This window comes from Ectothiorhodospiraceae bacterium 2226, assembly GCA_013348725.1.
GTDB lineage: Bacteria > Pseudomonadota > Gammaproteobacteria.
Genome location: CP054689.1, coordinates 1,167,108 through 1,183,993, shown reverse-complemented (window position 1 = coordinate 1,183,993; position 16,886 = coordinate 1,167,108). Strand labels below are relative to the sequence as shown.

19 protein-coding genes and 1 tRNA gene are annotated in these 16,886 nt (G+C 70.6%); 15 read left to right on the top strand and 5 right to left on the bottom strand.

Annotated elements, in window-relative coordinates; all coding sequences use genetic code 11:
* Positions 1-4 precede the first annotated feature (4 nt).
* The 3 genes from mutY to HUS23_05735 are packed head-to-tail and all read right to left on the bottom strand — an operon-like array spanning position 5 to position 4,052.
* Positions 5-1,090: an A/G-specific adenine glycosylase gene (mutY, locus tag HUS23_05745; protein QKT03339.1), complete on the bottom strand. Its 1,086-nt coding sequence runs from the start codon at positions 1,088-1,090 to the stop codon at positions 5-7.
* Positions 1,087-1,632: an SRPBCC family protein gene (locus HUS23_05740; GenBank protein QKT03338.1), complete on the bottom strand. Its 546-nt coding sequence runs from the start codon at positions 1,630-1,632 to the stop codon at positions 1,087-1,089. Before HUS23_05740 ends, mutY begins: the two co-directional genes overlap by 4 nt.
* The gene (locus tag HUS23_05735; protein QKT03337.1) at positions 1,632-4,052 is read right to left on the bottom strand and encodes an AsmA family protein; all 2,421 of its coding nucleotides are present in this window, start codon (positions 4,050-4,052) and stop codon (positions 1,632-1,634) included. The genes HUS23_05740 and HUS23_05735 overlap by 1 nt, the downstream gene beginning before the upstream one ends.
* 124 nt (positions 4,053-4,176) lie before the next feature.
* On the opposite strand from HUS23_05735, the gene HUS23_05730 reads away from it, so the two are divergent.
* The 5 genes from HUS23_05730 (at position 4,177) to HUS23_05710 (ending at position 9,225) form a co-directional block, all read left to right on the top strand.
* Positions 4,177-4,542 (top strand): LysR family transcriptional regulator, encoded by a 366-nt coding sequence (locus tag HUS23_05730; GenBank protein ID QKT04993.1) that lies wholly within the window; start codon positions 4,177-4,179, stop codon positions 4,540-4,542.
* A 72-nt stretch (positions 4,543-4,614) separates the two neighbouring features.
* Positions 4,615-5,376, top strand: a complete 762-nt coding sequence (gene modA, locus HUS23_05725) for a molybdate ABC transporter substrate-binding protein (GenBank protein ID QKT03336.1) — start codon at positions 4,615-4,617, stop codon at positions 5,374-5,376.
* 1 nt (position 5,377) lies between these two features.
* Positions 5,378-6,058, top strand: a complete 681-nt coding sequence (gene modB / locus HUS23_05720; GenBank protein ID QKT03335.1) for a molybdate ABC transporter permease subunit — start codon at positions 5,378-5,380, stop codon at positions 6,056-6,058.
* Positions 6,055-7,131 (top strand): molybdenum ABC transporter ATP-binding protein, encoded by a 1,077-nt coding sequence (modC, locus tag HUS23_05715; protein ID QKT03334.1) that lies wholly within the window; start codon positions 6,055-6,057, stop codon positions 7,129-7,131. Before modB ends, modC begins: the two co-directional genes overlap by 4 nt.
* Positions 7,132-7,227: 96 nt before the next feature.
* A complete protein-coding gene (locus HUS23_05710) occupies positions 7,228-9,225 on the top strand; it encodes a PAS domain-containing protein (protein ID QKT03333.1) in 1,998 nt (665 codons plus the stop codon).
* A 29-nt stretch (positions 9,226-9,254) separates the two neighbouring features.
* On the opposite strand, the gene HUS23_05705 is transcribed toward HUS23_05710, so the two are convergent.
* Together HUS23_05705 and HUS23_05700 are read right to left on the bottom strand one after the other, a co-directional pair.
* A tRNA-Gly gene (locus tag HUS23_05705) sits at positions 9,255-9,328 on the bottom strand.
* A 54-nt stretch (positions 9,329-9,382) separates the two neighbouring features.
* Positions 9,383-11,194: an AMP-binding protein gene (locus tag HUS23_05700; protein QKT03332.1), complete on the bottom strand. Its 1,812-nt coding sequence runs from the start codon at positions 11,192-11,194 to the stop codon at positions 9,383-9,385.
* Positions 11,195-11,274: 80 nt separating this feature from the next.
* On the opposite strand from HUS23_05700, the gene thiS reads away from it, so the two are divergent.
* The 10 genes from thiS (at position 11,275) to HUS23_05650 (ending at position 16,848) form a co-directional block, all read left to right on the top strand.
* Complete coding sequence (gene thiS / locus HUS23_05695; protein ID QKT03331.1) at positions 11,275-11,475, top strand: sulfur carrier protein ThiS; 201 nt, start codon at positions 11,275-11,277, stop codon at positions 11,473-11,475.
* A 17-nt stretch (positions 11,476-11,492) separates the two neighbouring features.
* Positions 11,493-12,311, top strand: a complete 819-nt coding sequence (locus HUS23_05690) for a thiazole synthase (protein ID QKT03330.1) — start codon at positions 11,493-11,495, stop codon at positions 12,309-12,311.
* 8 nt (positions 12,312-12,319) lie between these two features.
* On the top strand, positions 12,320-13,033 hold the full coding sequence (gene trmB / locus HUS23_05685; GenBank protein QKT03329.1) for a tRNA (guanosine(46)-N7)-methyltransferase TrmB: 714 nt from the start codon (positions 12,320-12,322) through the stop codon (positions 13,031-13,033).
* Positions 12,915-13,454: an HIT domain-containing protein gene (locus tag HUS23_05680; GenBank protein ID QKT03328.1), complete on the top strand. Its 540-nt coding sequence runs from the start codon at positions 12,915-12,917 to the stop codon at positions 13,452-13,454. The genes trmB and HUS23_05680 overlap by 119 nt, the downstream gene beginning before the upstream one ends.
* Before the next feature lie 76 nt (positions 13,455-13,530).
* Complete coding sequence (locus HUS23_05675; protein ID QKT03327.1) at positions 13,531-14,715, top strand: oxygen-independent coproporphyrinogen III oxidase-like protein; 1,185 nt, start codon at positions 13,531-13,533, stop codon at positions 14,713-14,715.
* Positions 14,712-14,900, top strand: coding sequence for a CPXCG motif-containing cysteine-rich protein (locus tag HUS23_05670; GenBank protein QKT03326.1), 189 nt, complete (start codon positions 14,712-14,714; stop codon positions 14,898-14,900). The genes HUS23_05675 and HUS23_05670 overlap by 4 nt, the downstream gene beginning before the upstream one ends.
* Positions 14,890-15,144, top strand: coding sequence for a transcriptional antiterminator, Rof (locus HUS23_05665; GenBank protein QKT03325.1), 255 nt, complete (start codon positions 14,890-14,892; stop codon positions 15,142-15,144). The genes HUS23_05670 and HUS23_05665 overlap by 11 nt, the downstream gene beginning before the upstream one ends.
* Positions 15,144-15,569: a protease complex subunit PrcB family protein gene (locus HUS23_05660; protein QKT03324.1), complete on the top strand. Its 426-nt coding sequence runs from the start codon at positions 15,144-15,146 to the stop codon at positions 15,567-15,569. Before HUS23_05665 ends, HUS23_05660 begins: the two co-directional genes overlap by 1 nt.
* The gene (locus HUS23_05655; GenBank protein QKT03323.1) at positions 15,566-15,931 is read left to right on the top strand and encodes a cupin domain-containing protein; all 366 of its coding nucleotides are present in this window, start codon (positions 15,566-15,568) and stop codon (positions 15,929-15,931) included. Before HUS23_05660 ends, HUS23_05655 begins: the two co-directional genes overlap by 4 nt.
* Entirely contained in the window at positions 15,928-16,848 is a 921-nt protein-coding gene (locus HUS23_05650) for an ROK family protein (GenBank protein QKT03322.1), read from the top strand. Before HUS23_05655 ends, HUS23_05650 begins: the two co-directional genes overlap by 4 nt.
* The last annotated feature ends 38 nt before the right edge of the window (positions 16,849-16,886 follow it).

Below are 16,886 nucleotides of genomic sequence, written 5' to 3'. Positions count from 1 at the left end.
CTCCTTAGCTCTTTGTAACGGCCTCGCCCGCAGTGGTCAGGGCGCCCAACAAACGCACCACCGGCGCGGGCAGCCCGCGTCGCGGGTCGGCCGGGTCGCACCAGGCGAGGCGACAGCCGTCCATTATACCAGCGGCGGCCGGGGCCGCATGGCCGGTGTCGACCGGCAGGCGCCACGGGTCGATATCCAGATGAAAGTGACTGAAGGTGTGACGCAGCGGCGGCAGCGCCACCGCGCGGCCGGGTTGTACGCCGTAGCGTTCGCGGCACCAGTGGGCGAGTTCGGCCTCGGGCGGGCATTCGGGCAGCGACCACAGCCCGCCCCACAGCCCCGCAGGGGGCCGCTGCTCCAGCAGCACCGCGCCGCGCGGATCGACCAGCAGCAGCATGCGCGTGCGGCGCACCGGTAGCGTCTTGCGCGGCCGGGCGCCCGGGTAGGCGGTGGGTTCGCCCGCGCGCCACGCGGCGCAGCCGGCTTGCAGCGGGCAGGCCGCGCAGCGCGGGCGGCTGCGGGTGCACACCGTGGCGCCGAGATCCATGATCGCCTGGGTGTAGTCGGCGCAGCGCGTGCGCGGGGTGTGCTGCTCGGCGAGGGCCCACAGCCGTTTCTGTACCGGGCCGCTGCCCGGCCAGCCTTCCACGGCGTGGTAGCGCGCCAGCACGCGCTTGGCGTTGCCGTCCAGGATGGCATGCGGCAGGTCGTGCGCCTGGGCGAGGATGGCGGCGGCCGTGGAGCGCCCGATGCCCGGCAGCGCCGCCAGTCCTTCCAGGCTCCTGGGGAACGCGCCGCCGTGCGCGGCGCAAACCTCCTGCGCCGCGCGGTGCAGATTGCGCGCCCGGGCGTAGTAGCCAAGCCCGGTCCACAGGTGCAACACCTCATCCAGCGGGGCCGCGGCCAAGGTCTGAACATCGGGGAAGCGCGCCATGAAGCGCGCGAAGTAAGGAATCACCGTCGCCACCTGGGTCTGTTGCAGCATGACCTCCGAGACCCATACCCGGTACGGGTCGCGCGGCTGCTGCCAGGGCAGGCCGTGGCGCCCGTGGCGGGCGTGCCAGGCAAGCAAGGCCGCCGCGACGGACGGGGGGCTCATGGCGCGCGGCCTTGTTCGAGCGCGACCAGCGTCTGGCGCGCCTCCTGACGCAGCTTGCGCGTCAGCAGCCAGGCTCCGATTACCGGCGGCACCCAGAAGTCGGGCTGGAGGTGGGCGTGCATCGCCACTTCGGTGCCCGCCTCGACGGGCGTGAAGCGCCAGAGCAGGGTGCCGCCGCGGAAGTCGCCCGCGCCCGGCACCAGACGGGCGGCGATGTCGCCGCTCGACAGCTCGGTGACCTCCTGCTCCTGCACCAGCGTGGCGCAGAAGGCCAGCACGCAGGCGTGACTGACCAAGCGCACCCGGAACACGGGCGGGCGTGCCTCGAGCAGGGTGCTGGCGCGCAGGGTGTCGTTCAGGCGGTGCAGATTGGCGTAGTCGGTGAGCCGGGCGCGCACCTGCTCGAGCGGCGCCTCCACGCGCAGCGCGAGCGTCAGCGTGTAGCCGTCGCTGCTACGCTGCGCCTCGGCGCGCAGTACCTCGCCGGCCTGCGCCCCCGGCAGTGCCAGCAGCCCGACCAGCGCCGCGGCCGCGGCTCGCATCAGCGCCGCAGCAGGTCGCGCAGACGGTCGCGCGTGCCTTCCTCGAGCTTCTGCTTGAGCTCTTCCTCGCGCTGCTTCAGTTCCTGCTCGACTTGCTCTTCGCGCTTCTTGAGCTCTTGCTCGATCTGCTGCTCGCGTTGCTTCAGTTCCTCGCGCGCGCGTTGCTCGGCCTCCCGGCGCAGCTTGTCCGCCTCCTCGCGGACCCGGCCCTCGAGCAGGGCGCGCAGCTCCACCGACACGCTGGGGTCGGTGTAGGTGCCGCTCACGCGCACCGGCAGCGTGAGCCCGCGCAGCACCTCTGCCTCCGCGGCGTCCTGACCCTCCAGGGTCGCGACGACGATGGTGTTCAGGCGGTAGTCGATCTCCTCGGTGTTCAGGTCCAGCGTACCGGCACCGCGCACGCGCAGCAGGGGCGAGTTGATCTGCAGGTCCTGGCTGCTCACCAGCCCCGCCTCGATCTGCGCGCTGGCGCTCAGCTCGGCGAAGTCGGTGCTGCGCTCGCGTTCCTCGGCGGACAGGCGCTGGCCCTGATAGCGTGCGTAGCCCTCGCGGATCGCGCCGGCGATGTTGAGGTTTTTGATCGCCCCGTCGCGCACTTGCACCCGCGCCTCGCCGGTCAGGGTCTGCATGATGGCCTCGGGCTCCAGCCCCACGCCGCCCACGTTCACCGCGAGGTTGGCGGTGCCGCGCACCAGGTCATCGCCCATGAAGTCCTCCAGCAGGGCGCCGATCTGCACATCCTGCAGGCGGTCGTTGACCGCGATGCGCGGTTCCTCGCCGCGCACGTCCAGGCGCAGGTCGCCTTGGTAGCGGCCGCCATAGAGTGCGGCGTTGACCGGGTGCAGGCGCAACTCACCGCCGCGCCCCGTGAGTGTCGCCTGCAGGTCGCTGGCGCGCAGCTCCATCACCTTCACCTCGCCCAGCGTCACGCGGCCCTCCACGTCCAGGGCGCGCAGCAGGTCCAACGGCAGCTCGGTGGCACCGGCCGCGGCGGCGCCCGTGGGCGAGGGCGCGGCGTGTTCGGTCTCGGGCCCCAGGTAGCGGTCCATGTCGATGCGGTCGGCGGCGAAGTTGAAGCGCACCACCGGCGCCTCGAAGTCACGCACGCTCGCCTCGCCGCGCAGCGTGGTGTCGTCGAGGCTGGCCTGCAGCCCCTCGACATCAAGGTGCGCCGGTGAGGCGGAGAACGCGAGGCGCAGGGCGGCGCGTCCCAGGGCCTCGGCATCCTGCATCTCGGGCAGTTCCACGCCGAGGCGCTCCAGCACCGCGCGGGGGGCAAACTCGGCGATGGCGAGCTCGCCCGTGATATTGGGCTGCTCGAGCAGTTGGGTGACATGAGCCCGGCCCTCGCCGCGCACGCCCGCCAGGTTCAGCACCAGACGGGGGACGCTGGCCGTCTGCGCGTCGAGGTCCATTTCGAACTCGCTCTCCAGGGTGCTGCCGCGCAGGGCGTTGCCGTCGAGGTCCTCCTCGGTGAGGCCCAAGGTGCGCACCAACTGGGCGCCGTCGGTCACGCGCGCCCCGGCGCTGCCGCTGAATCGGGGGGCGTCGACGATGTTCGCGCCGCGCGCCTGCACGGCCAGGCTGATGCCCGCCGCGTCCACGTCCAAGCGGCTCACCTCGAGGGTCTGCTGCTCCACGTCCACGGCGGCATCAAGGGTGATGCGCCCGTTGAAGCGCTCACCGGGAAGGGCCTCGCCCTCGGCCTCCACCGCCAGGGCGAGCGCGTGTGCCGCGTAGCGGCCGCGGTCGGGCTCCAGGGTGGCGCTGCCCTGTAGGAAGAAGGTCGCATCCAGCGCCGGCTCGCTGGCGGCCACCCGCCCGGAGGCCGACAGCGGCACCGGCCGTCCCATCACCACTTCGCCGGTGGTCAGGCGCAGCTCGCTGAGCTCGTAGCGCACGCCCTCCATGGCGTCGTCCCACACCACGCGCCCGTCGCGCAGATCCAGCCCGCCCACCGCCAGCGCCGCCAACGCGCGCGGCTCGGTGGTCTCGTCCGGCTCCTCGTCGGGCTGTGTCTGCACCAGATCGTCCCAATTGGTGGTGCCGTCCGCGCGGCGCGCCAAGTGGGCCTGTACCCCATGCAGCACCACCGTCCCGACCTGTACCTCGCCGCGCAGCAGCGGCAACAGACGCACGCGCACCACGCTGCGCTCCACGCGCGCGAAGGGCTCGGGACCGAAGCCGGCGGCGTTGCCGAGCACCACCGTGCCGGTCTCTACGCCCAGCCAGGGAAAGAAGGTCAGCGCGAGGTCGCCCTCGATCTGCAACTCGCGGCCGGTCTGCTTCTCGACCGCTTCGCTGATCTGGTCCTTGTAGTCGTTGGGGTCCACGAACACGGCGATCGCGACCGCCGCGGCGACCAATAGTAGGACTAGGCCGCCGAGTACGGCGGCGATGATGATGAAGGCCTTCTTCACGGCGTCGGGGTCTCTGCGCAGGCTCTAGGAAAGTGCGCAGTTACGTTACTGCAAAGCGTGGACCGCCGCTACATAAGGGGCCGCGAGACGGTACCATCGGCGCATGAGCGAGGAGGAGACGACGATGGGCGGCAGCCACAGTTTGCGACTGCGCATCCTGGTCGGCCAGGACACCGCCATGGGCCCCGGTAAGGCGGATCTGCTGGAGGCGCTGGGTCGCACCGGTTCCATCTCGGCGGCGGCGCGCAGCCTGGGGATGTCCTATCGGCGCGCCTGGCTGCTGGTGGACACCATGAACCAGTGCTTCCCGGGCCCCTTGGTGGAGAAGGTCGTGGGCGGGGAAGGAGGCGGCGGCGCGCGCGTCACCCGCTTGGGTGAGGAGGTGCTGCGTCGCTACCGCGACATGGAGCGCAAGGCCGGCGCGGCGATCGCCGACGAACTGGCCGACTTCGAGGCGATGCTCGGCCCGCCCCCCGGCGCGGCGCCTTGACAGCGGCGCGCCGCGTCCACACAATCGACCTCGCTATATCCGGCCGTATATAACGCTAACGAGAATCAAACGATGCGACGATCCCTGGTGCCGCTGGCGCTGCTCTTCCTGCTCTGCGCACCCATAACGGCCGCCGCCGCCGATCTGCGCATCGCGGCGGCCGCCGACCTCAAGTACGCCATGGACGAGATCGTGGCGCGTTTCGCCGAGGCGCACCCTGAAGCCAAGGTGGAGGTGATCTACGGCTCCTCCGGTCGCTTCCGCGCCCAGGTGGCGCACGGCGCGCCCTTTGACCTCTACTTTTCGGCGGACATCGAATACCCGCGCTCGCTGGCGCGCGACGGCCATGCGGCCTCCGAAGTGATCCCCTACGCCGTGGGGCGCATCGTGCTATGGAGCACGCGGCTGGACGCCGCCGGCCTCGCGCTGGCGGATCTCGCCAAACCCGAGATCCGGCGGGTGGCCATCGCCAACCCGCGGCATGCGCCCTATGGCAAGCGCGCACAGGAGGCCCTGGAGGCGGCGGGGGTATGGGACGCGGTGCGGCCCAAGCTGGTGTTCGGCGAGAACATCGCGCACGCCGCCCAGTTCGTCGAGAGCGGTGCGGCGGAGGTGGGCATCATCGCGCTGGCGTTGGCGATCAACCCCCATCTGCGCGAGCAGGGCGCCTACCGGCTCATCGACGACGATCTGCACGGGCCTCTGGAGCAGGGCTTCATCGTCACCCGCCGCGCCGCCGACAACCCTCTGGCATTCGCGTTTGCCGCCTTCCTGAGCGAGCCGCCGGCGCGCGCGATCATGGCGCGCTATGGCTTTATGGCGCCGGACGCCTGAGATGATTTCCGATCAGGACTGGGTGGCGCTCGGCATCACCCTGCGCCTCGCGCTCATCACCATGCTCATCCTGCTGGTGCTCGCCACGCCGCTGGCGTGGTGGTTGGCGCACACGCGCAGCCGCTTCAAGACCGCCATCGAGGCGGTGGTCGCGCTGCCGCTGGTGCTGCCGCCCACGGTGCTCGGCTTCTATCTGCTCATCGCGCTGGGGCCGCAGGGCTTCGTCGGCGGTAGCTTGGAGGCGCTGGGCGCCACGCACCTCGCGTTCACCTTCACCGGCCTGGTCATCGGCTCGGTGCTGTACTCCATGCCCTTCGCGGTACAGCCCCTGCAGGACGCGTTCACCAGTCTCGGGCGCCGCTCGATGGAGGTTGCCGCCACGCTGCGCGCCTCGCCGTTGGATCGCTTCTTCACCGTCGCGGCGCCGCTCGCGCGACGAGGATTCCTGACCGCCGCGGTGCTGTCCTTCGCCCACACCTTGGGTGAGTTCGGCGTGATCCTGATGATCGGTGGCAACATCCCGGGCCAGACCCAGGTCGCCTCCATCGCCATCTACGACCACGTCGAGGCGATGGATTACGGCAGCGCCCACGCCCTGTCGGCCCTGCTGCTGGTGTTCTCGTTCCTCATTCTGTTCGCGGTCTACTTCATGAACCGGCGCTTTCACGTGGTGCGTTTGTGAGCGGCATCGAAGCGGCCTTCGCGCTGCGCCTCGGCGAGTTCGATCTGGATGTCGCCCTGACCGCCCCGGGGCGGGGGGTGACCGCCCTGTTCGGCCATTCGGGCTCGGGCAAGACCACCGTGCTGCGCTGCATGGCCGGGCTGGAGCGGGCCCCGGCGGGGCGCTTCCGCGTCAACGGCGAGCTTTGGCAGGGCGACGAGCGGTTCATGCCGACTCACCAACGCCCGCTGGGCTACGTGTTTCAGGAGGCCAGCCTGTTCCCCCATTTGTCGGTGCGCGGGAACCTCGACTACGGCCTGCGGCGCGTGCCGGCGGCCCAGCGGCGGGTGCGCTTGGAGGAGGCGGTGGATCTGCTCGGCGTGGGGCCGCTGCTCGCGCGCGCGCCGGACCGGCTGTCGGGCGGCGAGCGCCAGCGCGTCGCCATCGCCCGCGCCCTCCTCACCAGCCCCAAGCTGTTGCTGATGGACGAGCCGCTGGCGGCGCTGGACCTCAAGAGTAAGCACGAGATCCTGCCCTATCTCGAGCGCCTGCACGACGAACTGTCGATCCCGATGGTGTACGTCAGCCACGCCCCCGAGGAGGTGGCGCGCCTCGCCGACCACATGGTGGTGCTGGAGCGCGGGCGGGTACAGGCGGCGGGCCCCGCTCTGGAGATCCTCGCCCGCCTGGACCTCACGCTGGCCCACGCGCCCGATGCCACGACCGTGCTGCGCGCCCGGGTGGCGGGCCACGACGAGCGCTTTCATCTGACCTACCTCGACACCGGCGCCGGGCGCTTCACCGTGCCGCGCCGCCCGCTCGCGCCGGGACAGGTGGTGCGCCTGGCGATCCACGCGCGCGACGTCAGCCTCGCGCTCGGCCACGCGACCGACACGACCATCCAGAATATCGTCGCCGCCGAGGTGGTGGAGGTGGCGCCGGACAGCGAGCCCGCCCAGGTCATGGTGCGCCTGGCGGCAGGCGGCGAGACGCTGCTCGCGCGCATCACGCGCCGCGCCTGCGAGACCCTCGACATCGCGCCCGGACGCCGCGTTTACGCCCAAATCAAGAGCGTCGCGCTGGCGGATCTATAACGGCGCGAAGTTTCCCCGCGGGAGGCTTTCGGTGATCCGTGCATCATGGGATAGTGAATCTTGAGTCCGCTCGTGCACGGACCCACAGGAGGATGTATGGCAGCCGGAAGCCCCACCGACACCGTGTCCGACGCCGTACCCGGCGAGCCCCGGTCCTCGGCGCCGTCCGAGCTGGGTTTGCGCCAGTGGCTGACCTTGCTCGACAACCTCACCGAAGGTCTGGTGATCGCGGACGCCGACGGCAGGCTGGTGAGCATGAACCGCGCGGCGCTGGACCTCCTCGGCTTCGAGGACCTGGCGGACGCGCGCCGTCACATCAGCGAATTTACACAGATCTTCCGGCTGTACGCACTGGACGGGCGCGAGCTTGCGCTGGAGGAGTGGCCGCTTGCGCGGGCGTTGCGCGGCGAACGGTTCGTGGACTTCGAGCTGATCGTGCACCGCACGGATTGCCGCGAAGGCTGGATCGCCAATTGCGGCGGAGCGGCCGTACGCGGGCCGGACGGGCAAGTTCAGTTCGCCATGCACACGCTACGCAACGTCACGGAGCAGCGCCGCGCCCAGCAGGCGCAGCGCGAGCATGCCGGCCAGCTGCGGCGCCTGCTCGACAGCCTGAACGTCTTCGTGGGCCTGCTGAGCACCGACGGTGTCGTGCTGGAGGCCAACCAAACCCTGCTCGATGCGATGGGCTACCGGAAGGAGGACGTGGTCGGGCGCCTGCTTTACGCGAGTCCCTGGTGGCGCCACTCTCCGGACCTCGACCGCTTGCGTGAGGCGGTGCAGACCGCCGCCGGCGGCGCGCGCCAAACCGTCGAAGCGTGCGCGGTATTGCCACGCGGCCAACGCATCATCGAGTTCCACGTCGCGCCGCTGTTCGATGCGCAGGGGCGGGTGACCAACATCGTCGCGTCGGGCATCGATCTCACCGAACGCAAGGCCCTCGAGACGCAGCTGCGTGAACAGGCCGATGCCCTGGCGCGCGCGGACCGGCGCAAGAACGAGTTTCTGGCCATGCTGGCGCACGAGTTGCGCAACCCCCTCACGCCGGTGCAGAACGCGGCCGAGCTCCTGCACTTGCACGCCGATGGGCTGGACGACCAGCTGCGCTGGGCCACCGAGGTGATCGGACGCCAGGGGCGGCACCTGGTCCGTCTGGTCGACGACCTGCTGGACGTGGCGCGCATCACGCAGGGGCGCATACGCCTGAAGGTGGAGCGCGCGGATCTCGCCGAACTCGTGAATGCGGCGCTGGAGACGGTCGCGCCCCTGATTCACGAAGCCCAACACCGGCTCGAGGTTGAACCGCCCCGCGAGCGCTTGATGGTCGATGCCGATCCTGCCCGCATCAGTCAGGTGTTTGCCAATCTGCTGCACAACGCCGCGAAATACACCGCGCCAGGCGGGCACCTACACGTGAAGCTGGAGCGCGAAGGCGACTGCGCGGTGGTCAGCGTGCGCGACGACGGCCAGGGCATCGCCCCGGACATCCTGCCCCACATCTTCGACCTGTTCGCGCAGGAGGAACGCGCGCTCGATCGTTCCCAGGGCGGCCTGGGCCTCGGCCTCACCCTGGTGCGGCGGCTGGTGGAAAAGCACGGCGGTAGCGTCAGTGCGCAAAGTTCTGGGCCCGGCTGCGGCAGCGAGTTTCGCGTGCGGCTGCCGCTGGCCGAAGGCACGCACGCGCCGGTGGCGAAGGCACGGCCCGCACTCGTCGCGACGGTCAGCGGCAAACGCGTGCTGGTGGTCGAGGACAACGCGGACGTCGCCGAGTCCCTGGCGGTGCTGCTGGAAACGATGGGGCACCGCGTGCGTGTGGCGGCAGACGGCGAGCAGGCGCTGCAGGTCGCGGAGGAGTTCCGTCCGCAGGTGGTATTGCTCGATGTGGGGCTGCCGGGTATGGACGGCTACGAAGTGGCGAGGCGGCTGCGCGCCGCCCACCCGGATCGCCGCATGGTTTGCGCGGCCCTGACCGGCTACAACGCAAGCGGCGCGGCGCGCGAAGCCGCCGTGGACCGCCACCTGCTCAAGCCACCGCGCCTGGAAGACCTGCAGCAAGTGCTGGCCGCCTACGACGCCGGCGCGCCAGAAACCTGAACCGGCGCGGCGGTGGAGCGGGTGAAAGTTGGAGCGGGTGATGGGAATCGAACCCACGTCATCAGCTTGGGAAGCTGAGGTTCTACCATTGAACTACACCCGCGTGCGGCCGCCTATTATTGGCGCCGCGGGGAGCGCTGTCAAAGCCCCGTAGGTTTCACTCCCGCCCGTCGAACAGCGGCGCGATGCGCTCGCGGTAGCGGGCCTCGATTTGCGCGCGGCGTACCTTCAGCGTCGGCGTGATGAGCCCGTTGTCCACCGTCCACGGCTCGGGGCTGACGGCGACGCGGCGCACACGCGCCCAGCGCGGGAAGCCGCTGAGGGCCGTCCTGGCCCGCTTGAGCAGTTCGTCGTGCAGGCGCTTGTCGTCCAGACTGGCGGGGTCGGCGGAGTCGAGGCCCCAGGCGGCGGCCTGTTGCTCCCAGGCCTCCGGATTCAGTTCCACGATCGCGGCCAGATACGCGTGTCCCTCGCCCAGCACCACGGCGCGTTCGATCAGGCTGTCCATGGACAGCGCCGCCTCGGCCTCGGCGGCGGGGACCTTCTCGCCGTTGGACAGCACCAGGATCTCCTTGATGCGGCCGGTGATGTAGATGCGCCCGTCGGCGAGGCATGCCTGATCGCCGGTGTGCAGCCAACCCTCGGCGTCGATCATCTCGGCGGTGGCCGAGTGGTTGTTCCAGTAGCCCATCATCACGCCGGGGCCGCGCACCAGCAGTTCCTGATTCGCGCCGATGCGCACCTCGATGCCGTCCAACGGTCGCCCCACGCTGGCCGGGTCGTTGTCCTCCAGGGCGTTGACGCTGATTACCGGGCTGGTCTCGGTGAGCCCGTAGCCCTGCAGCAGGGGGATGTCGAGGCCGAGGAAGAACTGCGACACCGGCAGCGGCAGCGGGGCGCCGCCGCTGACCGCCACGCGCAGGCGCCCGCCGAGCGCCTCCTTCACCGGCGCGGCGACCTTATGGCCCGCGAACTTCCAGATCATCAGCGAGGGATCGCGCCGCGCGCGCCCTTGCTCGACCAGGAAGCGGCGCCAGCCCGCACGCACCGCGATATCCAGCGCCGCCCGCGTGAGCCGCCCCTCGCGCGCGGCGCGCTCGCGGATGCGCAGGTACACGCGCTCGAAGATGCGCGGCACCGCCACCAGCACGGTGGGGCCGAGCTGCTTGATGTCCTCCGCGAGCTGCGGCACCGAGCGGGCGTAGGCCACCGTGCTGCCCGCCATCATGGGCAGGTAGTAGCCGGCGGTGCGCTCCAGGGTGTGCGACAGCGGCAGGAACGAGAGAAACAGGTCGCTGGTGTAGCAGTGAAAGCGCTGCAGCGAGGCGCGCGTGACGCTGAGGATGTTGTGGTGACTCAGCATCACCCCCTTGGGTCGCCCGGTGGTGCCCGAGGTGTATACGATGGTGGCGAGCGCGTGGGGGTCGCCCGCGTGCGCCTCCGGCGCGGTGGCCTGCTCCGGTAGCCAGCTCGCGACGCTGCGCAGGCGCGGGTCGGGCAATTCGCTGTCGGCGGCGGTGTTCAGCAGCAGCACCCGCGCGAGGCTGGGATGCTCGTGCAGCGCGGGCGCGAGGCGTCGCCACTGCGGCAGGTCCTGCACCAGCAGCACCCGCGCGGCGGCGTCGCGCAGGATGTAGTCCACATTCTCGGGGCGGTCGTTGGGGTACAGCGGCACCACCACCAGGCCGAGCCGCATGGCGGCCTGGTCGAAACAGACCCACTCCGTGCAGTTGCGCAGCGCGAGTGCCACGCGCTGCCCGGGCTGCAGGCCCTCGGCCGCGAGTGCCGCGGCCCAGCGCTCGACCGCGCGCCCCACGTCCAGCCAGCGCGTGTCCTGCCAAGTGCCCTGCGCTTTGTCGTAGCTGCGGTAGGCCACGGCCTCCGGCGTGCGGCGCAGGCGCGCGCGCAGCAGCCCGTCCAGGGTGCCGGCCTCGTCCAGCGCAATGGTGTCCAGGCTTGGGTCGTCCACGGTCGGCTATTTAGGCGGAGCCCGACTCCAAAAGCAAGCTGGTGTACAATTGCGGGTTCCGTTTGGTGGGCGAGTAAGTCATGGAAATCGTGTTGAACGGCGAGCCGCGCGATGTCGCGGAGGGCACCAGCGTGGCCCAGCTGCTCGGCGACATGGGCCTTGCGCAGAAGCGCCTGGCCCTGGAGATCAACCGCGAGATCGTGCCCCGCAGCACCTTCGAGACGCGCCGGCTGGCGGCCGGCGACAGCGTAGAAATCGTACACGCCATCGGCGGCGGTTAGCCGCCCGGGAGCCCCTAATGAGCGTACAGAACACCGCCGCGCTGGCAGCCGGCGCCGGCGCCGACGAACTGGTGGTCGGCGGCCGCCGCTACACCTCGCGCCTGCTGGTCGGCACCGGCAAGTACCGCGACCTCGAGCAGACGCGCGCCGCCATCGAGGCGAGCGGCGCGGAGATCGTGACCGTCGCCATCCGGCGCACCAACATCGGCCAGAACCCGGACGAGCCCAATCTGCTCGAGGTGATCCCGCCCGAGCGTTACACCATCCTGCCCAACACCGCCGGCTGCTACACCGCCGAGGACGCGGTGCGCACCTGTCGCCTGGCGCGCGAACTGCTGGACGGGCACGACCTGGTGAAGCTCGAGGTGCTGGGCGACCAGAAGACTCTGTACCCCGACGTGACCCAGACCCTGGCCGCCGCCGATACGCTGATCAAGGACGGCTTCAAGGTCATGGTTTACACCACCGACGACCCGCTCATCGCCAAGCGCCTGGAGGAGATGGGCTGCGTGGCGGTGATGCCGCTGGCCGCGCCGATCGGCTCGGGGCTGGGCATCCGCAATCCCTACAACATCCGCCTCATCATCGAGAACGCGAACGTGCCGATCCTGGTCGATGCGGGCGTGGGCACCGCCTCCGACGCCGCCATCGCGATGGAGCTCGGCTGCGACGGCGTGCTGATGAACACCGCCATCGCCGCCGCGCAGGATCCGGTGCTGATGGCCTCGGCCATGAAGAAGGCGGTGGAGGCCGGGCGCGAGGCCTATCTGGCGGGCCGCATGCCGCGCAAGCTGTACGCCAGCGCGTCCTCGCCCATCGACGGAACGTTCTTTTAACTAGGGCCGTGGCCTTGGCTACCGAGAGCGGCCCCGACGCCACGGCGCGCGGCGCCCGTCCGGTGCGCAGCTTTGTGCGCCGGGAGGGCCGCATGACCGTGGGCCAGCAGCGCGCGCTCGAGGCGCTGCTGCCGCGCTACGGCGTGCCGGCCGGCGACGCGCCGCTCGACCTCGACGCGCTGTTCGGGCGGCGCGCGCCGCGTGTGCTGGAGATCGGCTTCGGCATGGGCGCGACGCTCGCGGAGCTGGCCGCGCGCCATCCCGAGCGCGATTATCTCGGCATCGAGGTGCACCGCCCCGGCGTCGGCAGCCTGTTGATGCAGGTCGCCGAGCAGGGACTCACCAATGTGCGCGTATGGGGCGACGATGCGGTGGCCTTCCTGGAGCGGCGCATCCCGCCCGCGAGCCTCGACCAGATCCTCATCCTGTTCCCCGACCCCTGGCCCAAGAAGCGCCACCACAAGCGGCGCATCGTGCAGCCGCCGTTCGTGGCGCTGGCCGCCTCGCGGCTCGCGGCGGGCGGGCGCCTGCAGCTGGCCACCGACTGGGCGCCCTACGCCGAGCACATGCTGGCGGTGCTCGGCGCCGAGCCCACGCTGCGTAATGTGGCGCCGGACGGGGGCTATATTCCGCGTCCCGAGGAGCGGCCGGTCACCAAATTCGAGCGCCGTGGGCAGCGCCTCGGGCACGGCGTGTGGGACCTCGCCTTTGAAAAGCGCTGAGGGCTTCGCGCTGGACCCGCGCCTCGCGCGCGACACCGTCCCGCTCGGCCGCGGCGAGCTGTCTCTGCTGCTGCTCATGAACGACGCGCGCTATCCCTGGTTCATCCTGGTCCCCGAGCGGGCGGACGTGCGCGAGCTGCACGAACTCGCGCCCGCGGATCAGCACATGCTGCTGCGCGAATCGACCGCGCTCGCGGGCGTGCTCAGCCAGCTTTTCCAGCCCACCGCCCTCAACGTCGCCAAGCTCGGCAACCTGGTCCCGCAACTGCATATCCATCACATCGCGCGCTTCGAGGGCGACCCCGCCTGGCCGGGGCCGGTGTGGGGGCAGGGGCCGGCGCAAGCTTATTCGGCCGACGCATTGTCCGCCTTGCGCGCGCGCCTCGCGCCGGCGCTCGCGCCGCACTACAAAGCCGGCTGACCGAACCCAGTGCCCGCGCGCCCGCGTATGCGGGATACGGTAGTATGTGAACAGACCAGCGAGAGTCCGCCCCATCATGTTCCGCTTCTCGGCGCTGCCGCCCCTCAGCCTGTACCTGCACGTGCCTTGGTGCGTGCGCAAGTGTCCCTACTGCGACTTCAACTCCCACGAGGCGCGCGGCCCACTGCCCGAGCGCGAGTACGTCGACGCCTTGTTGCGCGACCTGGAACAGGACCTGCCGCGCATCTGGGGCCGGCCCATCGTCAGTGTGTTCATCGGCGGCGGCACGCCGTCGCTGCTGTCGGCCGAGGCGCTCGACCGTCTGCTGTCGGGCCTGCGCGCGCTGCTCAAACTCGCGCCGGACGTGGAAGTGACGCTGGAGGCCAATCCGGGCACCGCCGAGCAAGCCAAGTTCAGTGAGTTTCGCGCCGCGGGCGTGAACCGCCTGTCGATCGGCGCGCAGAGCTTCGACGACGGGTCCCTGCAGCGCATCGGGCGCATTCACGGCCGGCGCGAGGCGGTGCGCGCCGCCGAGATGGCGCACGCGGCGGGCTATGAGAACTTCAACCTCGACCTGATGTACGGCCTGCCGAACCAGAGTCCCGCGCAAGCCGAGGCGGACCTGCGCACGGCGCTCGACCTCGAGCCCACGCACCTGTCCTATTACCAGCTCACGCTGGAGCCCAACACCTGGTTCTACCGGCACCCGCCCCCGCTGCCCGAGGACGAGGCCCTGTGGGCGATGCACAGCCAGGGTGTCGAGCGGCTCGCGGAGCGCGGCTATGCTCAGTATGAGGTCTCGGCCTATGCCCAGGCCGGGCGTCAGTGCCAACACAACCTCAACTATTGGCGCTTCGGGGACTACCTTGGCATAGGCGCCGGCGCCCACGGCAAGATCACCGATGCGCGCGAGCAGGCGATCGTGCGCCTCTGCAAGGCGCGCGGCCCGGACGATTATCTCGCCCGCGTCGCCGAGGGCACGCACGTGACGCAGGAGCGGCGCCTCGGCCGCGAGGAGGCGCCTCTGGAGTTCATGATGAACGCCCTGCGCCTGAACGGCGGCTTCGAGACGGCGCTCTTCAGTGAGCGGGTCGGGCTGCCGATCACCGTAGTGGAAGCGCCCTTGCGCGCCGCCGAGGAACGCGGCCTCATTGAGTGGGCTCTTACGGACATCCGCCCCACGGAACGCGGCCGCCTGTTTCTGAACGATCTGCTCGGCTTGTTCGTTCCGGCGCAGGGCGAAGGGGAGGAAGAGGTGTGATCGAGGAGATCGAAATCGATTGCCCTTATTGCGGGGCGCGCTTCATTACCACCGCCGACAGCTCGGCGGGCGAGCAGGACTATGTCGAAGACTGCCAGATCTGCTGCCGGCCGATCGAGTTCGCCCTGCGGGTGGATGCCGAGGGTCGCCTACAGGGTGTGGAGGTGCGGCGCGATGATGATTGAGCAGGACGTGGATGGTTACGTCTCCATGCCGTGCGAGCAGTACGCCGAGCTGGAGTTGGCGATCATGCACCGCGAGCGGCTGCGGGTGGCGTGGCGCGGCGACGACGGCAGCAGCTTCGTGGGCCTGCTCGATCCGCGCGATCTGCAGACCGAGAGCGGCGCGGAGTTCCTGCTCGGCGTGCTGCCCGACGGGAAATCGGTGCGCCTGCGTCTGGATCACATCCTCGGCTTCGAGCGGGTCTGATGCGCCGGTGGTTCGCGCTCGCCCTCGCGCTGCTGCTGGCCGCCTGCGCCGCCCAGGCCTTGCCCATGCATGAAATCGCCGTCGGCCAGCACAGCCAATTTCATGAGCCGGCCCACATCGTGGTGCGCGATGCGCAGAGCTGGCGGGACCTGTGGGAAGAGCGCCTGCACGGTGCACCACCGGCGATCGACTTCGAGCGCGAGATGGTGGTGGGCGCGGCGCTCGGCACCCGCCCGAGCGGTGGCTACGGGATCCGTATCGAGCGGGCCGTGCTCGATGAGGAGGGCACGCTGGTGGTCACGCTGCGCGAACTCGCGCCCCCGCCGGGCGCCATGCTCAGCCAAGCGTTTACCCAGCCCTTCCACTTCGTGCGCGTGCCGCGCGTGGACGCGCGGGTGGCGTTTCGCGTAGCCTCCGACCCATGAGGACGCGCTACACCGACATCCCTCCCTACCGCACCAAAGACGGCTCCGAGATCCGCGAGTTGATGCACCCCGACCAGCACGGCAATCGCGCTCAGAGCCTGGCCGAAGCCACCGTCTCGCCGGGCGGACGCACCCTGCTGCACCGCCATCATCTCAGCGAGGAGATCTACCATGTCGCGGCCGGCCGCGGGCGTATGACGCTCGGCGACCAACGCTTCGACATCGAAGCCGGCGACACGGTCTGCATCCCGCCCGGCACCGCCCATGCGCTGCACAATACCGGCAGCGAGCCGCTGCGCGTGTTGTGCGCCTGCAGTCCGGCCTACGCACACGGCGACACCGAACTGCTGGAGAGCGCATGAGCGGCGTGCGCATCGGCATCGACCTCGGCGGGACCAAGATCGAGGCGGCGACGCTGGATGCGCGCGGCAGGATGTTGGCGCGCGAGCGCGTGCCCACGCCCGCGAATGACTACGACGCGACGCTCGACGCGATCTGCGCCCTCGTGCGCCGGATGGCCGGGCGCTTCGGCGCCGCCAGCGTCGGGGTCGCGATCCCCGGCTCGCCTTCGCCCGCCAGCGGCCTGATTCGCAACGCCAACTCCCAGTGCCTGAACGGGCGCCCCCTGCAGGCCGATCTGGAGGCGCGCCTCGGCCGCCCGGTGCGCCTCGCCAACGACGCCAACTGCTTCGCCCTCTCCGAGGCCGTGGACGGCGCGGCGGCCGGCGCGCGCAGCGTCTTCGGCGTGATCATCGGCACCGGCACGGGCGGCGGCTTGGTGGTCAATGGAGAGTTGGTGCCGGGGGCGGGCGGCATCGCCGGTGAATGGGGCCACAACCCGCTGCCCTGGATGACCCCGGAGGAGTTTCCGGGCCCTGCCTGTTGGTGCGGGCAATACGGCTGTATCGAGACGTATCTGTCGGGGCCGGGGCTGGCGCGGGACTACGCGGCCGCCAGCGGGGTCGAATGCACCGGCGCCGAGGTCGCGCGCCGCGCCGCGCAGGGCGATGCGCAGGCCGAGGCCGCCCTGGAACGCTATGAGTCGCGCCTCGCGCGCGGCCTGGCGGCCATCATCAACGTCTTCGATCCGGAAGTCATCGTGCTGGGGGGCGGGCTGTCCCAACTCGAGCGCTTGTATAGCCGCGTGCCCGCGCTGTGGGGGCAGTGGGTATTCAGCGACCGCGTCGCCAGCCGCCTGGTGCCACCCCGGCATGGCGACAGCAGCGGCGTGCGTGGCGCGGCATGGTTGTGGTCATCCGCAGCGAGAGTTGAGGCCTGAGTTAAGGCCATCCCGAACGTCGACAGGTTCCGCTTGCG